Raw genomic sequence first — 24,512 nt, 5'->3', positions numbered from 1 at the left:
CTGAGAAGCATCCCATCTTCTGGTGTCAGGCGCCTTTCAATAACTTTTAAGTCTAGCTTAATATCAAATTCAGCCAGGAGATAATGTGTTTATTTGGAGATCGGATGGCGGAGAGAAGAATTCAGGTGGGATAATTGCCTTATGTGAAATTATTAATGAGCCATATGAGGTTACAGACAAATATTGTTTCTGACGAATACTCCAATTAATAATATTATTTTCTTTTATATATTCATCAATTGGAAAATACTTGGGATTTCCTTGAAAAATCCAATTCCCCATAGCAATAATCCCCCTAAAATACCTATTCATTTACAAAAAGAATACCATACAGCCCTTTCGAAAATTGCAAAGGGTTACAATGCAAATAAATAAAAAGTGCCTAGTCCTAATTAACATGCATAATTGAGACTGACACTAACTGTTTCATTCTAAATTCTCATTAATAATATAATTATATAATTTACTATCAATAGCTTCTTCCATAATCATATTCATGTAAACAACCGGTTTCCCATCTTCCATTGCACCCTGTTTTACAGAATCTTCATCTGGTAATCCCTTACCTAAATAATAAAATTCCGTACCTTCATCATCATCTTTTTTCACAAAAAAGTGAAGGTCGATATTATTTTTTTAGCTTGAATAATGGTTTTAACTTCATTTGAATTTAAAGTCCTATTTTTTGTAGTATACCACTTAATGACATCTTGACTTAAGAATTTATCACCATATCTTAAGCCTGTTTCTAATTCTACTTTTTTGTGATAGGTTATAAAAATTGGACAAGTTTGATGTTTTGTTTTATAGCCAAACATTGTACTTGTTTCGTCTTTGTCCCAGTTTAAAAGTTTACATACATCTTTTCTAGAATATTTTTCATATAAAGTTAATTCTCTATCACCGGAATACTTTTTGTTTTTCTCTTTTGCACACTTCACGACATCCATCATTAAAAAATTGAAGTATTCATTATTCTGGATGCTTCCTTCAATATCCTTGTTAAATATGAAGTAGCCTTCTTCCAACATTATTATAGGTTTTTGTCCATACTTTTCCCTATTAACCTGATTATAAAAGGTTAAGTTAAATATTCTCTGTATAGATCTTATGGTCTTCTCATCCGTACTACAGTTGAATGTTTCTAAAAGGTTAATATAGTCTTCACATCTAACTTTATTGTGATTCATTAATTGTTCAATTAGAATGATTTCATGCTTGCGTTTTCCCTCTAAAATTTCTTGTGTGACCATGGTTAAGACTTTATTTTCATAATCAGTTAACGGAGAAACTTCTTTATTCATTTTCAACAAGAACTGATGATAGTTAAGTTTGTATGGTTTACTACCATCTACTAATACCGCAGGGTCAATCGAATAATTTAAAATAAAGTCATGCAAGTAAGGTGTTTTTCCAATCTTATTTTCTAACTCAACAAAGGCTTCCCTAATTAGTCTCAATTCTGTAAGTCTACTATTATTTATTGCTTTAAAGATTTGTTTCTTTGCTATCTCTTCAAAGTTAACTGTAGAGACGCCTTTAATATAGCTTGTATCTTTGGTACGACGTCTGATATTATCCTTGTTTTGGGATTTATCACCTGAAAGAGCAATAGGTATTAAATAATTGTTTTTATAATTACCAATAAAGTCTATTATCGTGACAAAATCTTTTGATGTGTGTTTACGTAAGCCTCTACCAAGTTGTTGGATAAATATAATACTCGATTGAGTTTGTCTTAGCATGACAACTTGATTAATGCATGGAATATCTATACCCTCATTAAAAATATCAACAGTCAAAATGTAATCTAGGCTGCCATTTTCGAGTTGATTTACTCTCATTTCTCTTTCTTCTTGTGAATGATCACCTGTTAAAGCGACTGTTCGAAATCCTCTTTCATTTAAAGCTACTGATAGCTTCCCAGCTTCCTCTTTTCGACTACAGAAAATTAATCCTTTAACACTTTCTCCGGAATAACCATAATAATTTATCTTTTCAATAATATGATTTACACGTTCCTCTGTAATCAGATGAGAAAGAACTGCGGAATCATCAATTAGTTTCCCATTATATTCAATGTCTGTGACACCGAAATAGTGGAATGAACAGAGCATGTCCTCTTCAAGTGCTTCTTGTAATCTAATTTCATATGCAATGTTGTAATCAAACAACCCATATATATTAAAGTCATCCGTCCGCTCAGGTGTTGCAGTCATGCCTAATAAGAATGTTGGTGTAAAATAATTCATTACCTTCTTGTAAGAACTCGCTCCTGCTTTATGTACTTCATCAACAAGAATATAGTCAAATTCATCTTCACTAAATCTGGACAAGACATCATCCTTAGAAATAGTTTGAATAGTAGCAAACAGATACCTTGCATTTGTCTGTTTTTGAGAGCCTGATAAAATTCCAAAGTCTTCTTCTAATCCACCAAATAATTTTTTAAAATCTGATTTTGCTTTCTTTAAGATTTGCTCGCGGTGGACAATAAATAGCATGCGATTAGGATTAAATCTTCTAACATCAAAAGCTGATAGATATGTTTTTCCAGTTCCGGTTGCTGAAATAATTAAACCCTTATCATTTCCAGCTTCTCTAAGGGATTGAATTTGCTCTAAGGCTGCTTGTTGCATTTTGTTTGGTACAATCTTGATTGCTTCTTCGAGAGAATTCGTTTGATATTGACTAGGCATTTCTAGAACGTTTTGAATAACATGGTTATTGACATCAACATATGTCCTTTCATATTCAGCAATCCATTCTTCAGTCAATATGCTAGACTTCTCCCATACTTCTTCAAATTGATTTTTGAAATGATGAACTATTTCTCCGTTTTCATGAGATGTTAACTTCACATTCCACTCATAATTCACTTTTAAGGCTTGGGCAGTTAAGTTTGAACTCCCTACAATAAGTGAATAATGAGTGTCTTTATTAAAAATATACCCCTTTGAGTGAAAACCTTTAAGATCTGCTAGCCTCACTTCCACATTAGTTAACTTCATTAATTCTCTAAAGACCTTTGGTTGATTAAAGTTTAAGAAAGTTGAGGTGAGTATTCGACCTTTAATACCTTTTAGGTGGAGGTCATAAAGATGTGATTTCAGAGTCGCAAGGCCGCTTTCTGTAATAAACGCCACTGAAAAAATGAAAGACTTACAACTTTCTAGCTCATCAATTAATGTAGTTAAAACATTTTCACTTTTTTGGGCATTGTTAATTAATAACTTTGGTTTATAATTCCCTGAATCCTGATGATGCTGATTAATAAAACCTCTATGTAAAGAAGCTTCTAAATTTCTAATTAAATTATTCATTTTTACTCCATTCCCTACCAGTTGTTATAACCATTTTAAACTTAGAGTAATGTCAATTCAATAAATTCCCATATAAAAAAAGCTATCTACTGTGTGTAAATAGCTTTTGGAAATACTCATTTTAAGGAAAGCGTTTTTGAAATTTTATTGATGGCTGGGATATCAGCAGGAGCCCAGTCCAAAGTTTCAAGATCTGACGGTGACAGCCAATTTATCGAAACATGTTCTGTTAATGTAGGTTTTCCTTCAACCAATTTACAATAAAAAGTAGTTAAATGAACAATACCGAAATCATATTCATAGACAGTGTGTTCAATTTGTTCACCTATTTCGATCTTACAATTCATTTCTTCATTTATTTCCCGAATTAGGGCTTGCTGCGGCGTTTCTCCACTCTCAATTTTCCCTCCAGGAAATTCCCATTTGTAAGGAAGCGCTTTTGATGGACCCCTTTGAGCACATAGAATATTTCCATTTTCAATAATAACTGCACCAACTACATGAATGTTCTTTTTCATAAATCCTCCATAAAAATAAACAGACTTACTATAAATTTGATATTGTATATTATAACTCAAATTGACCATTTTGTGGGGGTTTTGAACCGTTTGAATCAAAATGGCTTCGAGGAAATGGTCCCTGTCACTGTGATATTTTTTATGGAGGTCTACGGTACCAAAAGAAGCTTTGAAAATAGCAGCCAAATCCCCTCCCATGATAAAATACAAAATATATATTTTCTAGTAAAGGAATGAATGTCTATTAATCTGCCAGACAAGGTGAAAAACCTGCCCTTAACCCCAGGCGTATATCTGATGAAGGATTCGCAGGGTCAAATTCTGTATGTGGGGAAGGCGAAAAATCTAAAGAATCGGGTTCAGTCTTATTTCCGGGACTCTAAACATCATTCTCCAAAGATTAAAAAGCTGGTCAAACACTTAAGGGATTTTGATTATATTCTGACAGATACTGAATTTGAGGCTTTTATGCTTGAATGCCAATTAATTAAAAGCATTAAGCCGCTATATAATCGAATGATGAAGAGTCCGCAGTCATTCATTTATATCTCGATCAGCCTTACCGGTAAGCACCGTAAGATTGATATTGCATTTAATCCCATTGAGAATGACGGCAAGGTTTATTTTGGCCCTTTTACAAGCCGAAGCAATGTGGAAAGAGCTCTCCGGGGGTTAAAGGAATGCTTTAAGCTGAATTGCAGCAATCCCAACGGAAAGAACTCCGCCTGCCTGAATTATTCCTTAGGCTCATGCCTAGGCCGGTGTCTTGGCGGGCCTGCAGAACAGCAGTACAACGACATCCTGGACAGGTTTATCGGTTTTCTGAAAGGCACTGACAGGAGTATCATAGAGGACATGAATCAAATGATGTTGAATGCCTCTGAAGCATTTGATTTTGAAGCTGCATCCGCCTATCGGGACCATATACAGGCAGTCAGCTCCCTGCTAAAAAAGAAAAAGTGATCGAATTCACCGAAGAAAATCATAATATCGTCGCTATCGAAAGATTAACAGATTCTACTATTAAACTTTTCCTTATTAAAAGGACGGATATTCTGTACAGCGACAACTATGCATCAGCAGGCAACATTGAGGAGAAAATAAAAACGGACATTCTAGCTTATTTTAAAAAAGATGAAGCAAATGCAGCCCGAGACGTTAGCAGACAAGAAATCGATGCAGCGCATATTATTTACCGTTATTTACACAGCGGCAGCTGCTCTTATCTCATCATTCCAGAAAACTGGCTGGATCCTGAAAATCATGCCACCCTGGATCTGGCACTAAAGAATTTACTAAATAACCCTCAACACTTCCAACCCCTTATTTTAAATGAATAAGGGGCTGTTTTTATTGCACTTCTATTCACGTAAGATAGAGCTGTAACAGGCATTCCGTGCAAAGGAACCTAATCAGCAGCTTAAAAAACCGCTGATTAGGCTCCTCATCCGTACATTTTCAGTTCACATACTCATTAGCAAAAGCCCCATCCACCCTAAACAAAACAGTAAAAGGAACCGACTCATTAAAATAATAAGCTGTCTCCCCTGTACTGTGTACTATCAATAATCTCAGGTATCTCTATTGATCTTAAAGCTCCTCTCAGTCTTTCAATAGATTTGATAAAGGTGTTCTTCTTCACCTCTCCATCACTGCCAGTCCTTCCATAAAAATCACGCATAGTGATTCTCGTGCATGGATTCTCCTTGCTGGAGGACAAGAGGAAATGTCTGATTATATTGGCCTGGGTTGGGGTGATTATGGCTTCCTCCCCATTAAATAAGAGAATGTTTTCGCGGTCATTAAAGTACAGGACCAGTTCATTAGGTTCACTGTTTTCGTAGAGGTCTTCACATACTTCCTTTGAACAGGTTTCGGTATTATTTTTAGAGATTTTGTAGAAAGCATGGGTCTGTAAGTATTTTTCATTCGATGCCAATGTTTCAAATAATGGCGACAGCTCTGGATTGGGCAATTGCTCCTCCGGTAAATATGGGAGTTTTTCCATAGTTTCAAAGGTCTGGCTGGCAACATATAAAGCACTGTTGGCCAGATACATATGGGCATGGAATTCCTGCTGCTGATTAAGGGCATATCTTGGATCATTCAGCAGCTGCTTATTCAGGGCTTGCTGAAAATAGCGGACGGCTGAGCCATACTTGCCATGTTTATAAGCCAGAAAACCAAGACGATAATAGGCAATGGGAAGTTTTTGTTCTAAACCAATGGCCTTGATCAGAGACTCTACAGCATCACCGTCATCCTTAAAGTGATTCATTTTTATGTAGGGACCGAATTTAATAAGATGAGATATAAAAACATTTTTAGTATGCTGAAGGGAATGATCATAGTGTGGTCCATTATTTCTCGCTAGACTTTTTAGCTTTTTATACATGGTTTCATAGACGGTCACCAGCTGCATGTAATAGCCGTAATCGCTTTTTTCCCCGTTTTCGTGAAGATCCTGTTCAAGCAAGTCCAGCTCGTCCAGGGTTAAGTCTTTGATCTTTAAAGTCCTCATCCCTACACCTCATTTCTATTAAAAGGTGCCAGCATTGACACCGCATCTCTCATGTATCAGGAACACTTTCAACTATATAGAAATCATTCCTCCGTTGCGCGCGAATATTGTCGAATGAAATATGAATTTTTTGTTGCGAATCTCATACATTATAGGTGGCTTAGATCTTCTAATTTCTCCCATATTTACTTCAACTTGAAAAACACGAACAAATGTTTTATGATTTACCTATAATATCCAACGAATGGAGGAACGATTGATGTATGTAACCATTTCAGACTTTATTAATGAATGGAAAAGAGAGGCAGTACTGACGCAAAAGGTGTTGGACGGATTAACAGATGACTCTTTAAAGCAGCAGGTTTACCCAGAAGGACGCACATTAGGGAGAATTGCGTGGCATTTAACAGCAAGTATTCCAGATTATTTAGCTCATTTCGGGTTAAAAATAGAAAAGGCTGTAAATGAAGAAAATGTCCCCGCTTCGGCAAAAGAAATTGCGGATACATTTAAAAAGCTGAGTGAGGAAGCAGCTCTGGCGATTGAGCAGCAATGGACAGATGACTCATTGAGCCAGACACAGAATGCATTTGGAAGAGAAGAAACCAATGCTCAAATTTTGATGGGCTTAATCAAACACATTGTGCATCATCGGGGGCAATTGACTATTCTCATCCGCCAAGCAGGTTTAAAGCCATTTGGAGTTTATGGTCCTCCAAAAGAAGATTGGGTTAATTTAGGCGTCACGAATCCGCCGCTATAAAAGGGAAAGAGGAAAACGCTCGGAGATTGCCGGGCGTTTTTCTTAGTTTCTAAATAAAAGGCTATCCTAAGTAGCCCTTTCTATTTCCCTTTTCTTCTTCTCCTTCCTCCCCTTTTTCAAATGACCTTATTAATAAATTCTGTTAAACCAGAAGAAAATCCAAGCAGCGCCACTATATAAGAACCCGAGGATAATGGTCCATCTTTCATAATGGTATAAGTCTTTTAGGGCAGCTGCCATCAATAGGAACATAAAAAAGAGCCTGGCCTCCACAGTACGCTAATACTTCAACGAACCGAAGGACAGGCCCACATGTTTATAAAAAGATTAAACTTATAGCTATCTCCTTTAAATGCGGTTGATCTGCCCATAAGATGAAGTAATTGTAGGTTTCTCCCTGAATTGTAATGGGAGTTGGATACCTTACGATTAAAGCGGATTGATTCAGCATTTCTGCTGGCTGGTCCGCAGAGGGAAAAACGTAGCAGGCTTCCTGGTTTTGAATTCGAGTCTTCAAGATGCTTGGCATGGATCCATAGGGCATTAATGGATGGAAAGCTTCTCCATGGCACACCTCATCTAAGTTTTCACCTGCTGAAATCGCTGATATTTGAAAAAAGCCGTCAGCACCTTCGTATCGTTCCTCGTTCACTTTTCGCCAGTTTGACGGATATTGGAAACGAATCTTGTAGGCAGTGTTCGTATATGTGTTCTTTTGGGTGCCATCCACTATGGCAGTTGGAGACCATTGAAGTGACTGAATGTTAACTCCTGCAATTAGCCGTATCGGGACGGGGTGACGGAGGTCGATAGCCCACATTTCACTTGCAAATTCCTGTTCCTTGCATCCACTAAGATAGGCTATTTTTGTTCCGTCTGTTGACCAAGTGACAGGAGATGCAAAACAATTGGAAATAGCCCAAATTCGATCCTCTTCTCCTCGCCTCCCCACCGTTCGAATTTGTGAAAAATACCCGCGATCTTCAAAGGCGGTAGCGCTATAGGCAATGTTCAAAGAATCAGGTGACCATGTCGGATAATAATTTTTGGCAAGGGGCCCGCCTTTTACTTCAAAAACATTGCCTGTTGAAAGCTCAACGGTGTGAATAATGGAGACGCTGACACCTGGTGTTGTATAAAGAACAAAGCTTCCGTCGGGTGATAGCTGGGCATTATTAAGCCGCCCTCCTGTGTTACGTGTAATTTGCTGTTTCTCGGAACCATCGGTTTGAATTCGGAAAAGCTGGCTAATTCCTGATGCATCCGGTGCCTGAAAAAGCAGCTCCCTGCCGCTTGGAAACCATTGAACATCCGTTGAGTCAGACTGTTGAATGCTTTGCGCTTGATAAGACAGAACGTTGTACATAATAATGCGACCTTGCTTCGTATAAGCAATTTGGCTGCTGTCAGGCGACCAATCCAATTCAGCACCTCCTTCCATCTGGTCGATTTGAGCGATCGCACCAGATGCCACATCCACAACATATATAATTCTGTTCTTTCCAATAAACGCAATTCTCCTGCTGTTAGGTGACCATTCTGGACTTGAAAAAGAGTCACCCAATCCACTGGTGAGCTGCACGATCTCTCCTGTCCGGGGATTATATAACCAAATATCATATTGCCCTCCCCGATCAGCAGTATAGGCAATCAGGCCTTGGCCACCAGGAGGGGCGTATGGAATCCTTAATTTCATTCCGGGAAATAGCTGTGAGGATGAAAGCTGGTTTACAAACCGAATAAGCTCAGTATTTGGCTCCCCATTCGTCATGACATTAAAACGCAGGGCAAGCCGATAAAGTGTTTCCCCTGGCTGGACGGTATAATATGGAACACCTGGCGGAACCTTTAATAATTGACCGGGCTGAATGACATAGGGTGGCTGAAGCTGATTCGCCTCTATGATAACTGAAGGCGGAACGTTGTAAAATTGTGAAATTCGATACACTGAATCTCCTTGCCTAACACGCACAGCATCAACTCCAGGTGGAAAGGACAGCTGCTGACCTATATAAATCGTGTAAGGGGGCTTCAAATTATTTGCCGCAATAAGGGAATCGGCCGGAATTTCCCATCTCCTTGATATCCCGTACAGCGTATCACCTGAACGTACTGTATAAAAAATTTGCATGATCTTCACTTCCCAATGAATAAAATTTCCATTGTGTATTAAATGCGTACACACTCTCTGCCCATATACTATTCAATAGGAAGTGCGAGGTTCAGTGCAAATGAGGAAGAATAAAAAAAGAAATTTAATTCCTGTATAGATAGCTCTATTAAAAATCTGTATAGCGTGATTTGATTCAGGAAACGCCTGAAGGAATCATTATTAGCGAAAAAAATTGTGGTAAACAGATAAAAAACCCTTCAAATGGAAAGGGTTTTTACTAAGCAGCCCTCTTCACTTCGTCATCGCAAGCTCTGAAGCATAATTTCTTTAGGATTCGATGATCCCGCTCCTGCAAAGACACCATCCAGGGTTTCGAATCCTCCGATTATCGTCATTAAGATGGCATCCTATTTGAAAAAACAAAATGCATTCCATATCTCGATGAAAATCGAATTATTTAGCTCTTATAATAGAAATGAAGCAATAAGAAACTAAAACCAAATCAGTAAAAGGAGCTTAATATTATGAGTAGCAAAGGACAATCATTAAAGGCAAAAACCTTTCACCGCTTACATCAGCAATCGTCCACCTTTGTTCTGCCAAATGCATGGGATGTAATCAGTGCAAAAATGTTTGAAGAATGCGGCTTTAAAGCGATTGGAACAACAAGTGCTGGCATCGCTGCTTCTTTGGGGTACTTGGATGGGCAAAGTATACCTCTTAACAAAATGGTTGAAACGATTGAAAATATCGCCAAATCAGTGAATGTTCCTGTGAGCGCAGACATTGAGGCAGGTTATGGACAGACGGTTGAAGAGGTTTTAGAGACCGTAAAAGCAGTAGCTGCTGCTGGTGCTATCGGGATAAATCTGGAGGACGGTACAGGTGATCCTAACCGGCCTATCTTTAATATCACATCCCAAGTGGAAAAGATAACAGCTATGAAAGAACTTTCAGAATCCAGAAATATGCCGTTATTTATCAATGCACGAACAGATCTATATTGGTTAAAAATTGGGGATTCTTCAACGCAATTACAAGAAGCAATAAAGCGGGCAAAAGCCTATCAAGATGCAGGGGCAGATTGCATTTTCATTCCTGGTTTAACTGATAGGAAGATTATAAAAAAATTAGAAAGGAAATTTCTTGTCCGATCAACCTATTGGTTGATCCAGAGATGCCTTCTTTATCGGAGTTATCTGAGATCGGAATTGAAAGGCTTAGCTGTGGATCCGTCCCATTCAGAGCTACCCTAACATTCTTACGGAGTATCAGTGAAGAGATTGTAAACCGCCAGACCTTTCATCACATGACGAATGGCGATGTTCTTTCTTATAAAAGGTTAACAGAATTCCTTCAAAAATAAAAACGAACTCCTAATACCCAGCAAAAATTTTATTATTTTAAGAAGCCGATTTTCTATAATGAACAAATCGGCTTTTTTCATCTTCCATTTTGATGGTTTTCCTTTAGATTGTTTGGTTCTAATTTTTAATTATCAATTGACCTATTGGTTACCGGCGGCTCATTAAACCAGTCTTTCCTTACCAATAACTTAAACCCTTTCTCTGAATAATCTTCCACTTGATCAATTAATTCCTTTAGAGCTTTCACGTGACTTTTTTTATAACTGGAAACGACAGCAGTCTGCAGATTGCCGATTGCGATAGGATTTAAGAACATGATTAAGTTAGCCATTAGTTTATCTGAAAATGGGGATTTATTCACCTTTTGAACGTGAGCCTCTAATCCGGTCGTTGTTGGGACTCCGTTTTCTCTATATATTTCGGATAAAACATCCACTTGATGATAGGATAATTTGATCCCATCCTGCAAAAAACTCTTTGTATCTTCATCCTTCGCCACATCCGAAAAAGCAGTACATAGAGCTACCCCAACATTATTACATTGAAAAGAACCAAACATACTTGCTAATTCAACAGCATTAAGCGGCCTCTGCTGGGTTGATGCCACTTTAAATAATTTGTTTTCTCTGTCTTCAGCATTTGTGTATGAAAAGGACCTGTTTTGCAGCAACCCTTTATGCTCCAGCAAATTTAATATAGAAATGTCAATTTGAATTAACTTATTGAGTATTTCTTTAAAAAAATTCTTAACCTTTGGGATGGTCAAGTCTGTATATTGAAAAGAAAGTACACCCAATCCGTTGCTTGTTATATGCTTAAGAATTTCTATCATTAATTGATCAGAAAATAACTTTTCTGAGGGGCTATGTAAATCATTTTCACTAAAAAACGGTGTAACATGTAATCCATTATCAGCTAAGAATTGCAAAGCCTCTTGTTCCTGGAATGAAGAAAGTGTTTTAATTTCCGTTAAAACATCCTTCAAATCAGTATCTTCAGCAGTCTCCATCAGATTTCCCAAAAAATATTGACCATATTGGAACTTGAATGTAAGTACCAAAGAAAGCCTAATTCGTTTAAATTCATCTAAAAGGCCCCTCCACAATTTATTTCTTATCTTAGTTTGTAAATTGAAAATAGTAATTATTCATTAAATAGTCTCTAAACATCTTACATTGACTATTATTAAGCTGCTTAACCATAAAACGTCTGTCCTGTTTACATTGGCTCGATGTGTTTCTTACTTATTATCTTCATTAAAATAACACCCACACTGACACCTGGTATTACGCACAATATCGGAAGCCAAATAGGCCCTAATAATACACCAAAAAGCTTAAAGGTAGGGGAATATATACACCCCACTGTAACAAAGTAAGCTGAAGACACAAACGGAAGAAAAGAATAACTGTTTTTCCCTCCTCCTGCATCCTTAAAGGAATCCCACATCGCAAAGAAATACAAACAAGGATAAAACATCAGCCACAAATAATCGGTTTCTGCTATTGCCTTCTCAATATCTCCATGAAAACTAGACATAATGACTCCGTTGAAATTCGCTTGTACATTGATAAGGAACTCTAAAAATACAATAACCAATCCCTTTATCAGTTTTCCATTTAAAAATTGCCCAAAACCAGGAAGTGCAATACTCCATAATAGCCTTTCTATAGATGTCGCCATTCTATTCAAGCCCCTTACCATGTTTCTTATAGGTGTTCTCTTCCTGTAATCCCCTTTTAATGAGCAGCAAACTAATTGCCATCTGCCTGAAGATATCAATTAATATTACTCAGCATGACACTTATTATTATGTAAGCACTCTTCTCAAACTAATCTCCCTTTTAATAGGAGAAAAAAGCTGCCGAACCGGCAGCTGGATTTTAATGCATTCTTGATTAGGTTCGAAGGGCGTAGTAATAGATTAGGGATTTATCATGTCCGAATAAGTGCGATTATATCTGACGGAATACAGCAGCACATATATAACAATAAATGCAGCAAACAGGTTCAGCACAATCAGCGAATGGTTCAAACTGAAAAATTGAGTAAGCGCTCCGACACCAATAACGGGAACGATAAATCCTGAGTACGCGCATAAATAGAAAACCGAAATGACTCGTGGCCGTTCTTTTGGTTCCGGTAACTGTCCGGCAAACCGCAGGGCGATTTGAAAGGTCCATCCGCCCCCGATAGACTGGATGAAAATGCCTGTCCAGAGCAGCGGCAAGCTTGAGGTTAACCCGGAAGAAACAATAATATATGACCCTACCGCAAGAAGCAGGATGCCGAATCTCATACGTGTAATGGGGTGACTTGGCCAAGGAATGAACTGAGCCACAGCTGCTCCACTGAGAAGCACGAAAATGATTAACCCGGAAACAGCAATGTTAGACGTATGAATGACATTTTGGACGAAATTAGGAATAAGAGCAAAAGCGATTCCTTGAATTGTGAAAACTGTGAAGATAGGCAATCCGGCCATTGAGAAAAATGGAGAACGAATATTGTCTGGCACACCAAGCGATATCTTCCTTTTTACTCGTTTTTGTTCAATCGAAACAGAATCTTTAGGAATTGTTTCCAGCACGAATAGTGAGATGATGAGCAGGACGAGCAAAATCCAAAATGGCAAATGGAGTGGCAGGTAATGTATATATTGCAGAATCAAACCCGCGATAGCTGGTCCCAGACCGAAACCAATGAGAATCGTAACACCTGATAATTTGAGAGCTGCACTCATTTGGCTGGGAGAAGTTTGCTTCATAAGAAAAGCAGCAGCTGTACCTGTAAAGGCTCCGTATGCGATTCCTTCCAATGATCTGGCGAGATAGAGCATCCAGGAATGATTGCCTGCCAAGAATAACAAGGTAGATGCGATGGATATCCATATACTGATGCGAACAACCCTTTTTAATCCCCACGTGCTGCCTTTTTCTCCCGCAATAAACAAGGTCGGCAGCAAGAATGCTGCATAAATGGCAAACAAGATCGTGATTTGCAGACTGTTCAGCCGGTAAGCCTCACTATATAGAGGGAATAACGGAGTAATAAAGGTAGCCCCACATGACATCAATAGAGAAACCAATAGCATTCTTTTCACTGCGGACTTCCCCACTTTCTATAATAAATTCTCCAAGATAAAATTACTTACTAGAAGGTAAGTATTTTATGTTAAAAAAACCGTTACTACGGTTTTTTTAAGAAACGATCCAACTGATTTAGTACTCCGGTTAATACATCATTACCCAGAACACGTCTATATAATAATGCTCCTTTAACACTTGATAATATCATAACCGCTACTTGATGGACATCTTCAGAGCTATTTATGATATTTTCAGTTTGTGCCTCTGCAACTAATTCTTTCATTACCCTGAGCTCCAGTCTGCTGACTTCTCCAATCTTTTCTTGTACTGCAGATGGCAAAGATTCATAATCTGTCTGCAGCGAAGAAATAGGACAAATTTCAGTACACTCAAATCTTTGAGCCTGCTGCTGGATGAACTGCTTCAGCTTCTCTTCAGCAGAAGCCGGCGAATTTTGAATTGACATTAAAGATTCCTGCAGTCTCAATAAAATGCGTTCTGCAACCGCGACTCCTAAATCCTCCTTCTTCTCAAAGTGATAGTGAATGCTTGCTTTGGTCACCCCAAGCTGTTTAGAAATGTCATCATAGCTGAAGGCTACATACCCTTTTTGCTGGATCAATTTAATGGCTAAGTCTACAATTTGTTTTTTTCTGTTTTCCATGCCTCAATAGTAACTTACTAATAGGTAAGTGTCAAATCGGAAAAATTCTGAGCCAACATGTTAATTTCATAAATTTAAATATTTCCTATATCTGCTTGTCTTTCAGCAATAATAAAAATGATAAAGTGCATACAATTTTTGTTAGTAATAATAATAAGTATTAACACATCTTAGGGAGTACACTTTTTTATGATAAAGGAAAAAAATAATCTGAATCCTGCAGAAAATCAAACACCTGCAGAGATAGTGAAAAGAGCCAAAAAGTCATCTGATTTTAAAGAGATTAAAAAAATTTTTCTGGAATTCAGATATTCATTTTATACTTTACTTCACTAATCGATCACAAGACGATGGAACATGTATTTCTTCCATATATTAATGAGTGCGAAAAAAGACTGACCAAGCCTTTGATATGAATCAATTTAAAAACAGCCTGCCGCTTGAAGACGTTATCAGAACAAAGGAAGCTAAAAAAATCGAAGAGAAAATTCATCAGGGATATGTCCTAATTCAATTTAAAAATAACTTAGATGATTTTCTTTTGGTAAATGTAAATAATTTATCTAAAGGGATAAGAGAATCCAATGAAACAGAAAATGAATTTAATGTTATCGGTCCAAAATTAGGATTTGTTGAGAGTCTTGATACGAATATTCTTCTACTTCGAACTAAGTTAAAATCTCCTTTATTAACCACTGAAGAGATCGTGCTGGGCACGCTGTCAAAAACAAGGGTGGTCATTGTTTATTTAGATGGTATTACAAATGAAGACCACATAAAATTTGTAAAGAAAAGGCTCTCTGAAATAGATTTTGATATTATTTGGGATACTTCTGCTTTAATCCAGCTCATTAAAGAGAATTCTTATACTCCCTTTCCACTTTACTTTTCTTCAGAGAGGCTTGATCGAATCTCATATACACTCACTTCCGGCCAAGTCGTGATCTTTAGTGATGGTTCACCCTACGCAGTATCCGGACCTACTACCATATTCGATTTTTTCTCTCATCTGAAGATTATTATTATAACTGGATTATTGGGTCTTTCTTCCGTTTTACCCGAATACTTGCGATCATCTTTTCCATCTTTTCTTCATCCATTTATGTTGCGGTTGTAACGTTTCATTATGAGGTGGTGCCCGCGGATTTACTGGGTCCGCTAATCGAGTCCAGAGCAAACGTTCCATTTCCGCCGCTGCTGGAAGTTCTTTTTTAGAATTGACCATTGAATTATTAAGAGAGGCAGGAGCCCGTTTGCCTACTAAAGTAGGACAGACATTGGGCATTGTTGGCGGTATTGTCATTGGACAGGCAGCTGTAATGGCAGCACTGACAAGTAATATTTTACTTATCATTGTCGCTTTATCAGCCTTAGCTTCATTTACTACACCCACTAACGTTATGTCCAACACCATTCGAATATTAAGATTTCCATTAATCATCATGTCATCATTCCTGGGCGGGCTGGGTATTATGATAGGTTTTGCCGTGCTGCTATGTCATTTGTTTACATTAAAATCATTTAATACTCCTTACATGGTTCCTTTGCACCCGTTTCGCAGCAATAGTCTTGCGGATAGTATCATAAGGCCGCCTTATACTAAATTAAACAAGAGGCCGGATTATTTGAGACCTAAAGATAAAATTAAATATTCACCAAAAGAGAGAAGCAAAAAGAAGGAAGATATTAATGACGAATAACACATTTTTTAAAATGGGTATTGTTGTTCTAACTCTAATCCTGACTGGATGTGTGCCCCACAATATTATTAATGAAGTCTCTCTGATGCATAATCTAGGATATGACAAAGAAGATGAGATGCTAAAGGCAAGTGTTGTTTATCCAAATTATGCCGAGAGTGATAATCCTGCTTTAATCACAGCTGCTGCCAAAAATCCATCCAGCCTGCAGGAAGAGCTTAGCCATAAATCTCAATTCCCCTTTGAAATCGGTCAGGTGAGGCTCATGATATTTGGGGATCAACTAAGCAGAGAGGGTTTGGCACCTATATTAGACACCATCTGCAAGGATCCAAAAATCGGCATAATAAGGATTGTCATTACAGATGGAACTCCAGAGCTTCTGCTTAGTAAAACCATGAAGGAGAGTCCCCTATTTCTAATGGATTTGATAGAAAAAAGTATTGAAAATGAGGGAATTCCTGAATCTGATCTTCATGTCATGTATGACCAGTTTTTTGGAACCGGAATTGATATGTCATTTCCAAATCTCACTGTTGATTCTAAAGATCGTATTAAAGTCGAAGGAATGGGGATTTTTAAAGATGATAAATTGGCACTCAGGATTTCGGAAGAAGAAACCTTCCTATTAAAATTAATGACGGACACAAATAAAAGAGGGGTTTACAGTTTTAACCTCGACATGAATGGACACAAAGCAAATATTGGGGTCAGAACGATCAATGGAAAACATAAAATCAGAATCACCAGGGAAAATCTCAGGGACCAGGTAAATGTGAGCCTTAATTTAGATGTAGAGCTTGATGCTTTGCCTGAGTGGATTAATCCGGAAAAAGAAAAGGATCTTAAACTGTTTAAAAACTCCTTACAGAAATCCATTTCAAACGAGGCTGAATCACTCCTTAAGAAATTTCAAACAAATGGGGTAGATCCTTTAGGTATAGGAAGAAGGTATAAAGCCAATCACAGAAATTATTCTGAACTAAGTTTTTACGATCGAATTTATCCCAGTATGACATGTGATGTAACTACCAAAATTACAGTAAGGCAAACCGGGGTGGGAAAATAGGTGAACGTAAAAGTAGAAAAACAATTTCAGATTTCAGCTTTTTTCACATTTTTTCTCGTTCACTCTTCACAAACCGGAATTGGCATCCTGAATTTTCAAAGCCAGGTGATCAAAGATGCTGAACAGGATGCGTGGATTTCTTTAATTATTACTTGGGTCACAACCCAAATCATACTCTACATGATCTTTAAGCTGCTAGGCGGGGAAACCAATGATTTAGTAGCTGTTCATCAGTATTGCTTTGGAAAAGCACTTGGCAGCATTATGTCTATCATGGCATTGGTCTATTTCTGGCTGGCTTCTTTGACGGTCCTTCGTGCTTATATTGAGGTCATCCAAATTTGGGTGTATCCTACCATAAAAACATGGCAGCTATGTTTCATTTTCGGACTGACATTTTATTATATTATCTCAAGCGGCTTCCGAAGTCTTACCGGCTTTAGTTTCTGGGGAGTGATTTTGCCTTCTTTTCTGTTCTTTTTAATCTATTTCCCATTAAAGCACACGAATTATATTTATCTGCTCCCAGCCTTCAGTCATTCCCTCAAAGAGCTATTTTTATCTTCTAAAGAGTATGCTCTGCTTTTTCTTGGCTTCGAGTGGATACTGATGTATTATCCCTTCATTAGGAGTTCGAATAACAAGGATATTTCTAAATGGGCCTATCTTGGCAATACATATACTTTCATTGTGTACCTGGTTATCACTTTAATATCATTCTTATACTTTAATCAGGATGTATTGAAGCATTTACCCTGGCCCACTCTGATGATGGTTAAGATCGTTCAATTCTCTTTTCTGGAAAGGTTTGAATATGTATTTATCTTTATTTGGCTGTTAGTGATTATATCCCCTATATGTATTTCTTTGTGGGCATGTACAAGAATCGTAAAAAGGACCTTTTCAATTCCACCTAAAGCGACTTTACTATTCCTGCTTATTGCTGAAATGATAGCTTCTGTATACCTTCAGGAATTTAAGAGTATTGATTATCTTGTCCAGTTTACTTCTAACGCGGGAATTGGTTTTGTATACGTGTATCTACCGCTCCTTCTTATTATAAAATGGATTAAGAGCCATTTTATGAAAAATAAGTTAAACAAAATCTAATTCCCACTGCAAAAGAGAGTGCCTATCTTGTTTAAAGATAGGCACTCTTTAGGTGATCCCTGTGCTGATTAACCAACAACGTTGGATATTACTTCGATATTACCTTGAGTTGCTTTGGCATAAGGACAAACCTTATGAGCTTCCGCAACGACTTCTTCTGCCACGCTGGTTTCTACGCCCTTTACAGTGATATCCATTGTAATGGCCAGCACATAGCCATCGTTCGCATCCTTGCCAAGCGTAACTTGTGAAGCAATATTTATACCATCTGTTTTAATGTTCTTTTTCCTAAGGACAGTGCCCATCGCTCCCTGGAAACATGCGGCAAACCCTGCAGCGAACAGCTGCTCCGGATTAGTTCCAGCTCCGTCCCCGCCTAATTCCTTTGGATATCTCAAGTCTACATTCAGATTGTTATCGTCAGATACGGCTTTCCCATCTCTTCCGCCTTGGACATTTACAGTAGCCGTGTACAATTTCTTTTCTATTTTCATCATTTTTAAAACTCCCTTTTTATAATGGATTAGTATTTTTTTGGCTTCAATTTTTCCACAAGTAGCTTTTGCATTAAGGGCAAACTTTATGAGCCCGGCAATGACTTTTTCTGTAATGCTAGTTTCAACACCTATTAAGCAGTTATCACGCCATATCACTTTGCCCTTATCTTTCGTCTAGAACGCTTACTGTTTTTTACTTACTAGAAGGTAAGTTCATTTTTAAAAAAACGATCTAAGGAAATAAAGACAATCAAGGTTTAAAAATTGACATATTATTATGGCACGAACTGTTGGAGATATTATTTTTCAGTTGCGACATTCCCCATTGCAATTGAAATTCTATTCCAGCTGTTGATTTGATTGATGATTAAAACAAGGTCAATATATTGCTTCTCATCATAATGTTCACGTACCCGCTGATAAAGCTCATCTGGCACACGTTTCGCCGGGATTAAAGTTATGTGCTCTGTTAATTCAAGAGCTGCTTTTTCTGCTTCGGAGTAAAATGTGCACTCTCTCCATGCACTGATGCAATATAAACGCTGTTCTGTTTCTCCCATTTTTCTCGCATCAGCTGTATGCATGTTAATGCAATAGGCACAGCCATTTATTTGAGAAGCCCTAATTTTTATAAGTTCACGAAGTTTACGGTCTAAACCTGTCGTTTTCGTATACTTCTCCATTTCCATCATTATTTTCATTGCCTCGGGTGCTAAATTGTAATAATCAATTCGTTGTTCCAATATCAATTCCTCCTTATAAGCTGATTCAATAAATAATTGAACCGCATTTTGAAATTTCAATTGTAGATAGCATCAATCAGCGATTGATATTATCTATAATAAATTGTACACTTTATTATGTCAAACAACTTTTCATGTTAATTGATTCCAATGACCCTGTTTGACAAAGAAATAAAAATTCTTAAGATAAATGAATCTCATTTATGAAGAGGTGTTAGTAATGCAGTATAGTATTGGGGTTGAATACGCACTTCACTGCCTTGTATATTTAATTGATAATGAAGAGGATTCTTCCATTGGAATAAAGGAACTCTCCACTTTCCAAGGGATTTCCGAAACATATCTTTCAAAGATTTTCAGTAAATTATCAAAAAACGGTATAGTCAGTTCAGTTCCTGGAGTTAAGGGTGGCTATAAACTCGCTAAATCTCCAGAAGAAATATCTTTTTGGGATGTAATTGAAGCAGTGGAAGGTCCCAAGCCGATTTTTCAATGCAAAAACATTAAAGATAATGGTTATTTGTATAGAGATAATACCTGCTCTTCGGCTCCCTCCTCTTGTACCATCAATTTAGTTATGCTCTCAGCCGAAGAAAAAATGCGTGATTTCCTACGCAGTAAAACACTTTCGTGGTTAAATGAAGAGCTTGATCGTGTCTTGCCAAATCAAATACGTGAAGATACCCGGAAATATTTCTCCAAGAGCAGCCTATAAAACAAACCTCTCTTGTAATTCCTTAAAGAGGAATATGGAGAGGTTTGTTCATATTTCAGGTAATGTGTACCATTGGATTGTTTATTGTAACTGCAACCACCCTCAATAAACATGCCCCATTGCCGAACCGCCAGGTAGGCTCACGGCCTTTTGGGGTGTATGGGCCACTTTAAAGAAGACTCGGTCAAATTAGGGGCAGATAACCCACCACTAATCAGTGACAAAGGTAAAAAGAAAAAACGCTTGGATTACCAAGCGTTTTTTCGTTCTAATTGTATTGTTATTTGAGATGAAGTTTTAGAGAACAAATCTCCTGAATTCAATTACAATTAACACGATTGCTCCTCTAAAACCACTGACTTCTTTTTTCAGTCACCGCTTCAATTGAATTACTCATAATTTGAACCATTTTTCTGATTTGATCATCAGAACTCGCCAGAGGCGGCATAAAGACGATTACATCCCCAAGCGGCCTTGTGAGCATCCCCCTTTTTCTCATTTCCAGTGTGGCATGATAGCCCATTCGCTTTTCCCATGGAAAAGGTTTCCCTGTTTCTTTATCCTGAACTAGTTCAATACCGCACATTAATCCTAATTGGCGGATGTCTCCTGCATGTTTTAGGCTTTTTAATGCTGCTAGTTCGGATTTTATAACTTCTGCTTTTTTTGCTGCCTGTTCCACGAGTTTTTCTTTTTCATAGATTTTCAGATTGGCCAAAGCAACCGCACATCCGAGCTGATTGCCCGTGTATGAATGTCCATGAAAGAATGTCTTCATTTCTTGATATTCGCCATAAAATTCTTTATAAATTTCCTCTGTCGTAAGTGTTGCAGCAAGGGGAAGATAGCCGCCAGTTATCCCTTTCGCAACGGTCATAATATCCGGCTGAACGCCTTCATGCTCGATTGCAAACATCTTTCCTGTCCGGCCAAAACCAGTAGCTACCTCATCAACAATTAAAAGGATATTGAATTCCCGGCACAGCTCTTCTACTCCTTTAAGATAGCCATCAGGCATGATATTCATGCCTCCTGCCCCTGGATAAGCGGTTCCAGTGTTATGGCTGCAATTTCCTCATGATGTTCCAGAAAAATGGCTCTTAGCTCTGTTAATGCCCGTTCTTTAACTTCCGCTTCTCCTGAATAAGGACTGCGGTATTGGAGCGGAAAAGGGGCCTTTATCGTTGGAAACATTAAGGATCCATAGACACGGTGAAATAGATCGACACTCCCAATACTGATTGCACCAATTGTATCTCCATGATAATTGTTAGTGAGGGTTACGAATTTCTTTTTCTTTTGATTTCCTTTATTTTGCCAATATTGATAGGCCATCTTGATGGCAATTTCTACTGATGTTGCTCCTGAATCAGAATAGAATACTCGCTGCAAATCCTCCGGTGTAATTTCAATAAGTTTCTCAGCAAGCCGAATCGCAGGAACATTAGCTGCTCCTAATAAGGTTGAATGAGCGATTAAATCAAGTTGCTCCATTATAGCCTCATTCAATTCCTTTTTCCGGTGGCCGTGTACATTTAGCCATAGTGAGGAGTAGCCATCCAAGTATTCCTTCCCGCAAATATCCTTCAGAATGATGCCTTCTCCGCATTCAATGATCAGCGGATCACTCTCATAATCTTTCATTTGTGTAAACGGTAGCCATAGATGCTTTGTGCTGCTTTCTAATAGATTTGCCTGCTCACTCATTTCTGTCCTCCTCCATTATATTGCCCAGCTTTGAAAATATGTTCTCAAGGAATTCCGAATCACCAACTGCGGATGATGGATTTTCTAAATATGGTATCATGCCAATTACAGGCAGCTTTGTCATAAGTTCAATCATCTGTATGTTGTCCTGCTCAATCTTTGTATCTCCGATGGACATCTGATTCATAATAATCCCCTTTACATCCACACCCTCCTGTATTAATCTCTCAGCTGTAAGAGTTGTGTGGTTGATTGTGCCTACCCCTGTCCTTGCTACAATAACAACAGGAACATCCAGATCTTTCATTAAATTAAGCATGTTATATCCATCATCCCTTAAAGGAACGATAACTCCTCCAGCACCTTCCATTAATACAAAATCATTGTCCTCTGACAGCTGCTCATAATGTTCAATTATCTTATTGACATCTATTTCTTTTCCTTCTTCCCTTGCTGCCAGATGCGGGGAACATGGTTTTTTAAATAAATATGTATAGGAAGCTGTTAATTCCGGATTGGCCAGTTTATAAAATTCCACATCAGGTGCTGAAAGCTTGCCATTAATGATTTCAGCTCCACTTTGCACAGGCTTATATGCCGCGACCTGGGTACCTCTCTTTGTTAAAAATGCTATTAGGAGAGCGGCAGCGGTCGTTTTTCCTGCATCTGTATCTGTACCTGTTATAAAGAGACTTTTAATATAAATTCCCCCTTTTTATATGTTAACCACATTTACAACAAAGTTAACATATGAGACTATTATATTCAACTTATTGTTAACTAAATAACTAATTAAGTTAACACAACTCAAGGAGGTTAATATGAAAGCTTTAAGCACTCAAGATTTAGTTCTTTGTGGCCTTTTTGCAGCTCTAATGGCAATTGGCGCAAATCTATCCCCTTTTTTAATGATAGGGAGTGTTCCGATTACTTTCCAGCTTCTCTTTGCTATTTTGGCCGGGGCGGTATTAGGGAGCAGAAAAGGGACACTGGCAATGCTTGTCTATATGTTTGTTGGTTTAATAGGGGCACCTGTTTTTGCGCAGTTTAAAGGGGGACCTGTCCAGTTATTAAGCCCTACTTTCGGTTTCGTGCTGTCTTTTGTGGCTGTTGCTTATGTTTCTGGAAAATTAGTGGGGGATTCTCAAATTATTAAACAAAAGCACTATTTTACTGCAGGATTTTTAAGCATATTATGCAATTACATAATTGGAACCAACTGGATGTACTTAGCTCTTATTCTTTGGGCAGAAGCACCAAAGGGGTTTAGCTATAGTATGGCCTGGGGCTGGATGCTGGCCTATTTGCCGCTTGACTTGGCGGTTACGGCTTTTTCATTTCTCCTGGTCCCAAAACTGAAACACGCACTTAGAAGAACCCATAATCTTAAAACCGATATGTGACCGAAATAAGTTTTACAAGCTGCTTTAAGAACAGTCCTATCGATATGATGATGAAGCATTTGATCCATCATTTAGAATTGGCCACCTAAAGAAGACCGGGTTAATTTATGTGTCGCGAATCTACCACTATAATCTAATACAAATATGAAAGAAAAACGCTGGGATGACCGAGCGTTTTTCTCTACTAAATTATTTAAGGGCTCAAAATGGCTTTTAGTACCCTAAGCAGCTCTCTCCATTTCCCTTTTCTTCTTCTCTTTCCTCCTCTTTTTCAATGTGAATTTTTTCATAACTCCTGCCAAGCCGGAAGGGAACCCAAGGAGCACCACTATATATAAGAACCCAAGGATAATCGTCCATCGTTCAAAGATGGGGTAAGTCATTGCAAGCTCTGAAAGATAATGTCTTAAGAATTCGATAATCCCCGCTCCTGCAATGGCACCAGCCAGGGTTCCAAGTCCTCCGATCATTGTCATCAGGAGGGCATCCAGCGTGACTTCAATGGAAAAGACATTGGTATTGATGAACCTTAACGATACAGCATACAGAGCCCCGCTGAAGGAAGCTGCCACTCCGGCCGTTACACTGGCAATCAATTTATAATGAAGCGATTTATACCCTAATGCCTCTGCACGATATTCATTCTGGGATATGGCTTTTAATACCTTGCCTGTGGATGATTCCGTAAAGAGCTTCAGCAGGATAAAAACGGCAGCCACACTGAAGAGCGTAATATAATAGAAGGAAGTACGGTCTTTGAATACATCTGGGACACTGAATGTAAATCCGTCACCGCCATGTGTCAGTCCCCTCCACTTCTCTGCCAGTACAAGAAACAGCTGTGATACAGCCAGTGTCAGCATCGCATAAAAGTGGCTTTTGAGCCTTAGGGATAACAACCCGATGATATAGCTAACCAAAGCGGACAGAAGGATGCCTATCACCAATCCTATTAAAAAGTTGGGCAGAGTTGCATCCAGCTTATTAAAAATGAGAGCCGTGCTGTACGCGCCGATCCCAAAGAACATGCAATGACCAAAGGAAACAATGCCGGTATAACCTAAAAGAATATCAAAGCTCATCGCAAATATGGCAAAAATGAAGATTTGTGCAAGTAAAATCAGTGTGCTTCGGGAGTCATTAACAAAGGGAAACAGAAGCAGGAATAGCAGAATCGCAAGCCCCCAGTACAGCGGCATTTTTTGAAATA

19 protein-coding genes and 4 pseudogenes are annotated in these 24,512 nt (G+C 38.1%); 10 read left to right on the top strand and 13 right to left on the bottom strand.

Annotated elements, in window-relative coordinates; all coding sequences use genetic code 11:
• The first annotated feature begins 85 nt into the window (after window positions 1–85).
• Window positions 86–193, top strand: a complete 108-nt coding sequence (locus tag M5V91_RS30290; RefSeq protein ID WP_369425936.1) for a hypothetical protein — start codon at window positions 86–88, stop codon at window positions 191–193.
• Window positions 194–426: 233 nt separating this feature from the next.
• On the opposite strand, the pseudogene M5V91_RS04920 reads toward M5V91_RS30290, so the two are convergent.
• Window positions 427–3,323 (bottom strand): annotated as a pseudogene (locus M5V91_RS04920) (DEAD/DEAH box helicase).
• Window positions 3,324–3,439: 116 nt separating this feature from the next.
• The gene (locus tag M5V91_RS04915; protein ID WP_284522247.1) at window positions 3,440–3,841 is read right to left on the bottom strand and encodes a (deoxy)nucleoside triphosphate pyrophosphohydrolase; all 402 of its coding nucleotides are present in this window, start codon (window positions 3,839–3,841) and stop codon (window positions 3,440–3,442) included.
• Window positions 3,842–4,138: 297 nt separating this feature from the next.
• On the opposite strand from M5V91_RS04915, the gene M5V91_RS04910 reads away from it, so the two are divergent.
• Window positions 4,139–4,804 carry a UvrB/UvrC motif-containing protein gene (locus M5V91_RS04910; protein ID WP_284521791.1) on the top strand — a complete coding sequence of 222 codons (666 nt, stop codon included), beginning with the start codon at window positions 4,139–4,141 and terminating at the stop codon, window positions 4,802–4,804.
• A complete protein-coding gene (locus M5V91_RS04905; protein ID WP_284521790.1) occupies window positions 4,801–5,181 on the top strand; it encodes a hypothetical protein in 381 nt (126 codons plus the stop codon). Before M5V91_RS04910 ends, M5V91_RS04905 begins: the two co-directional genes overlap by 4 nt.
• 185 nt (window positions 5,182–5,366) lie before the next feature.
• On the opposite strand, the gene M5V91_RS04900 is transcribed toward M5V91_RS04905, so the two are convergent.
• A complete protein-coding gene (locus tag M5V91_RS04900; protein ID WP_284521789.1) occupies window positions 5,367–6,362 on the bottom strand; it encodes a tetratricopeptide repeat protein in 996 nt (331 codons plus the stop codon).
• A gap of 259 nt (window positions 6,363–6,621) precedes the next feature.
• On the opposite strand from M5V91_RS04900, the gene M5V91_RS04895 reads away from it, so the two are divergent.
• Window positions 6,622–7,125: a DinB family protein gene (locus M5V91_RS04895; RefSeq protein ID WP_252245094.1), complete on the top strand. Its 504-nt coding sequence runs from the start codon at window positions 6,622–6,624 to the stop codon at window positions 7,123–7,125.
• A gap of 316 nt (window positions 7,126–7,441) precedes the next feature.
• On the opposite strand, the gene M5V91_RS04890 is transcribed toward M5V91_RS04895, so the two are convergent.
• Window positions 7,442–9,256, bottom strand: coding sequence for a LysM peptidoglycan-binding domain-containing protein (locus tag M5V91_RS04890; RefSeq protein WP_284521788.1), 1,815 nt, complete (start codon window positions 9,254–9,256; stop codon window positions 7,442–7,444).
• A 506-nt stretch (window positions 9,257–9,762) separates the two neighbouring features.
• Between M5V91_RS04890 and M5V91_RS04885 the strand changes: the two are divergent.
• Window positions 9,763–10,604 (top strand): annotated as a pseudogene (locus M5V91_RS04885) (isocitrate lyase/PEP mutase family protein).
• Between the two features lie 125 nt (window positions 10,605–10,729).
• On the opposite strand, the gene M5V91_RS04880 reads toward M5V91_RS04885, so the two are convergent.
• The 4 genes from M5V91_RS04880 to M5V91_RS04865 form a co-directional block, all read right to left on the bottom strand.
• The gene (locus M5V91_RS04880; protein ID WP_284521787.1) at window positions 10,730–11,614 is read right to left on the bottom strand and encodes a DUF3231 family protein; all 885 of its coding nucleotides are present in this window, start codon (window positions 11,612–11,614) and stop codon (window positions 10,730–10,732) included.
• 209 nt (window positions 11,615–11,823) lie between these two features.
• Entirely contained in the window at window positions 11,824–12,288 is a 465-nt protein-coding gene (locus M5V91_RS04875) for a hypothetical protein (protein WP_284521786.1), read from the bottom strand.
• Window positions 12,289–12,529: 241 nt separating this feature from the next.
• A complete protein-coding gene (locus M5V91_RS04870) occupies window positions 12,530–13,699 on the bottom strand; it encodes an MFS transporter (RefSeq protein ID WP_284522246.1) in 1,170 nt (389 codons plus the stop codon).
• A gap of 95 nt (window positions 13,700–13,794) precedes the next feature.
• Window positions 13,795–14,358, bottom strand: coding sequence for a TetR/AcrR family transcriptional regulator (locus tag M5V91_RS04865; RefSeq protein WP_284521785.1), 564 nt, complete (start codon window positions 14,356–14,358; stop codon window positions 13,795–13,797).
• Between the two features lie 412 nt (window positions 14,359–14,770).
• Between M5V91_RS04865 and M5V91_RS30285 the strand changes: the two are divergent.
• From M5V91_RS30285 to M5V91_RS04840, 3 genes and pseudogenes are all read left to right on the top strand, one after another.
• Window positions 14,771–16,058: pseudogene (locus M5V91_RS30285) on the top strand (spore germination protein).
• The gene (locus M5V91_RS04845; protein ID WP_284521782.1) at window positions 16,048–17,127 is read left to right on the top strand and encodes a Ger(x)C family spore germination protein; all 1,080 of its coding nucleotides are present in this window, start codon (window positions 16,048–16,050) and stop codon (window positions 17,125–17,127) included. The pseudogene M5V91_RS30285 and the gene M5V91_RS04845 overlap by 11 nt, the downstream one beginning before the upstream one ends.
• Window positions 17,128–18,237 (top strand): GerAB/ArcD/ProY family transporter, encoded by a 1,110-nt coding sequence (locus M5V91_RS04840; RefSeq protein ID WP_284521781.1) that lies wholly within the window; start codon window positions 17,128–17,130, stop codon window positions 18,235–18,237.
• A gap of 68 nt (window positions 18,238–18,305) precedes the next feature.
• On the opposite strand, the gene M5V91_RS04835 is transcribed toward M5V91_RS04840, so the two are convergent.
• Both M5V91_RS04835 and M5V91_RS04830 read right to left on the bottom strand, forming a co-directional pair.
• Window positions 18,306–18,734, bottom strand: a complete 429-nt coding sequence (locus M5V91_RS04835; protein WP_144539362.1) for an organic hydroperoxide resistance protein — start codon at window positions 18,732–18,734, stop codon at window positions 18,306–18,308.
• A 299-nt stretch (window positions 18,735–19,033) separates the two neighbouring features.
• On the bottom strand, window positions 19,034–19,477 hold the full coding sequence (locus M5V91_RS04830) for a carboxymuconolactone decarboxylase family protein (protein WP_217025600.1): 444 nt from the start codon (window positions 19,475–19,477) through the stop codon (window positions 19,034–19,036).
• Between the two features lie 220 nt (window positions 19,478–19,697).
• On the opposite strand from M5V91_RS04830, the gene M5V91_RS04825 reads away from it, so the two are divergent.
• Window positions 19,698–20,192: an RrF2 family transcriptional regulator gene (locus tag M5V91_RS04825; protein ID WP_284521780.1), complete on the top strand. Its 495-nt coding sequence runs from the start codon at window positions 19,698–19,700 to the stop codon at window positions 20,190–20,192.
• Between the two features lie 346 nt (window positions 20,193–20,538).
• Here M5V91_RS04825 and bioA read toward each other — a convergent pair.
• Together bioA and bioD are read right to left on the bottom strand one after the other, a co-directional pair.
• Window positions 20,539–21,899: pseudogene (bioA, locus tag M5V91_RS04820) on the bottom strand (adenosylmethionine--8-amino-7-oxononanoate transaminase).
• A complete protein-coding gene (gene bioD, locus M5V91_RS04815; RefSeq protein ID WP_284522244.1) occupies window positions 21,892–22,584 on the bottom strand; it encodes a dethiobiotin synthase in 693 nt (230 codons plus the stop codon). The pseudogene bioA and the gene bioD overlap by 8 nt, the downstream one beginning before the upstream one ends.
• A 136-nt stretch (window positions 22,585–22,720) precedes the next feature.
• Between bioD and M5V91_RS04810 the strand changes: the two genes are divergently transcribed.
• Window positions 22,721–23,302, top strand: a complete 582-nt coding sequence (locus tag M5V91_RS04810; protein WP_284521779.1) for a biotin transporter BioY — start codon at window positions 22,721–22,723, stop codon at window positions 23,300–23,302.
• 221 nt (window positions 23,303–23,523) lie between these two features.
• On the opposite strand, the gene M5V91_RS04805 is transcribed toward M5V91_RS04810, so the two are convergent.
• On the bottom strand, window positions 23,524–24,477 hold the full coding sequence (locus M5V91_RS04805; protein WP_284522243.1) for a branched-chain amino acid ABC transporter permease: 954 nt from the start codon (window positions 24,475–24,477) through the stop codon (window positions 23,524–23,526).
• Window positions 24,478–24,512 lie beyond the last annotated feature (35 nt).

Source organism: Cytobacillus pseudoceanisediminis (assembly GCF_023516215.1).
Lineage (GTDB): Bacteria > Bacillota > Bacilli > Bacillales > Cytobacillaceae > Cytobacillus > Cytobacillus pseudoceanisediminis.
Note: the sequence above shows the minus strand (reverse complement) of the source record. Positions and strands in the feature narration are given on the sequence as shown.

Excerpts from the sequence above, each read along its gene's own strand:
- M5V91_RS04870 (WP_284522246.1), bottom strand. The coding sequence starts at position 13,699 with ATGCTATTGGTTTCTCTATTGATGTCATGTGGGGCTACCTTTATTACT.
- M5V91_RS04890 (WP_284521788.1), bottom strand. The coding sequence starts at position 9,256 with ATGCAAATTTTTTATACAGTACGTTCAGGTGATACGCTGTACGGGATA.
- M5V91_RS04910 (WP_284521791.1), top strand. The coding sequence starts at position 4,139 with ATGAAGGATTCGCAGGGTCAAATTCTGTATGTGGGGAAGGCGAAAAAT.
- M5V91_RS04825 (WP_284521780.1), top strand. The coding sequence starts at position 19,698 with ATGCAGTATAGTATTGGGGTTGAATACGCACTTCACTGCCTTGTATAT.
- M5V91_RS04895 (WP_252245094.1), top strand. The coding sequence starts at position 6,622 with ATGTATGTAACCATTTCAGACTTTATTAATGAATGGAAAAGAGAGGCA.
- M5V91_RS04915 (WP_284522247.1), bottom strand. The coding sequence starts at position 3,841 with ATGAAAAAGAACATTCATGTAGTTGGTGCAGTTATTATTGAAAATGGA.
- M5V91_RS04835 (WP_144539362.1), bottom strand. The coding sequence starts at position 18,734 with ATGATGAAAATAGAAAAGAAATTGTACACGGCTACTGTAAATGTCCAA.
- M5V91_RS04880 (WP_284521787.1), bottom strand. The coding sequence starts at position 11,614 with ATGGAGACTGCTGAAGATACTGATTTGAAGGATGTTTTAACGGAAATT.
- M5V91_RS04900 (WP_284521789.1), bottom strand. The coding sequence starts at position 6,362 with ATGAGGACTTTAAAGATCAAAGACTTAACCCTGGACGAGCTGGACTTG.
- M5V91_RS04845 (WP_284521782.1), top strand. The coding sequence starts at position 16,048 with ATGACGAATAACACATTTTTTAAAATGGGTATTGTTGTTCTAACTCTA.
- M5V91_RS04810 (WP_284521779.1), top strand. The coding sequence starts at position 22,721 with ATGAAAGCTTTAAGCACTCAAGATTTAGTTCTTTGTGGCCTTTTTGCA.
- M5V91_RS04865 (WP_284521785.1), bottom strand. The coding sequence starts at position 14,358 with ATGGAAAACAGAAAAAAACAAATTGTAGACTTAGCCATTAAATTGATC.
- M5V91_RS04875 (WP_284521786.1), bottom strand. The coding sequence starts at position 12,288 with ATGGCGACATCTATAGAAAGGCTATTATGGAGTATTGCACTTCCTGGT.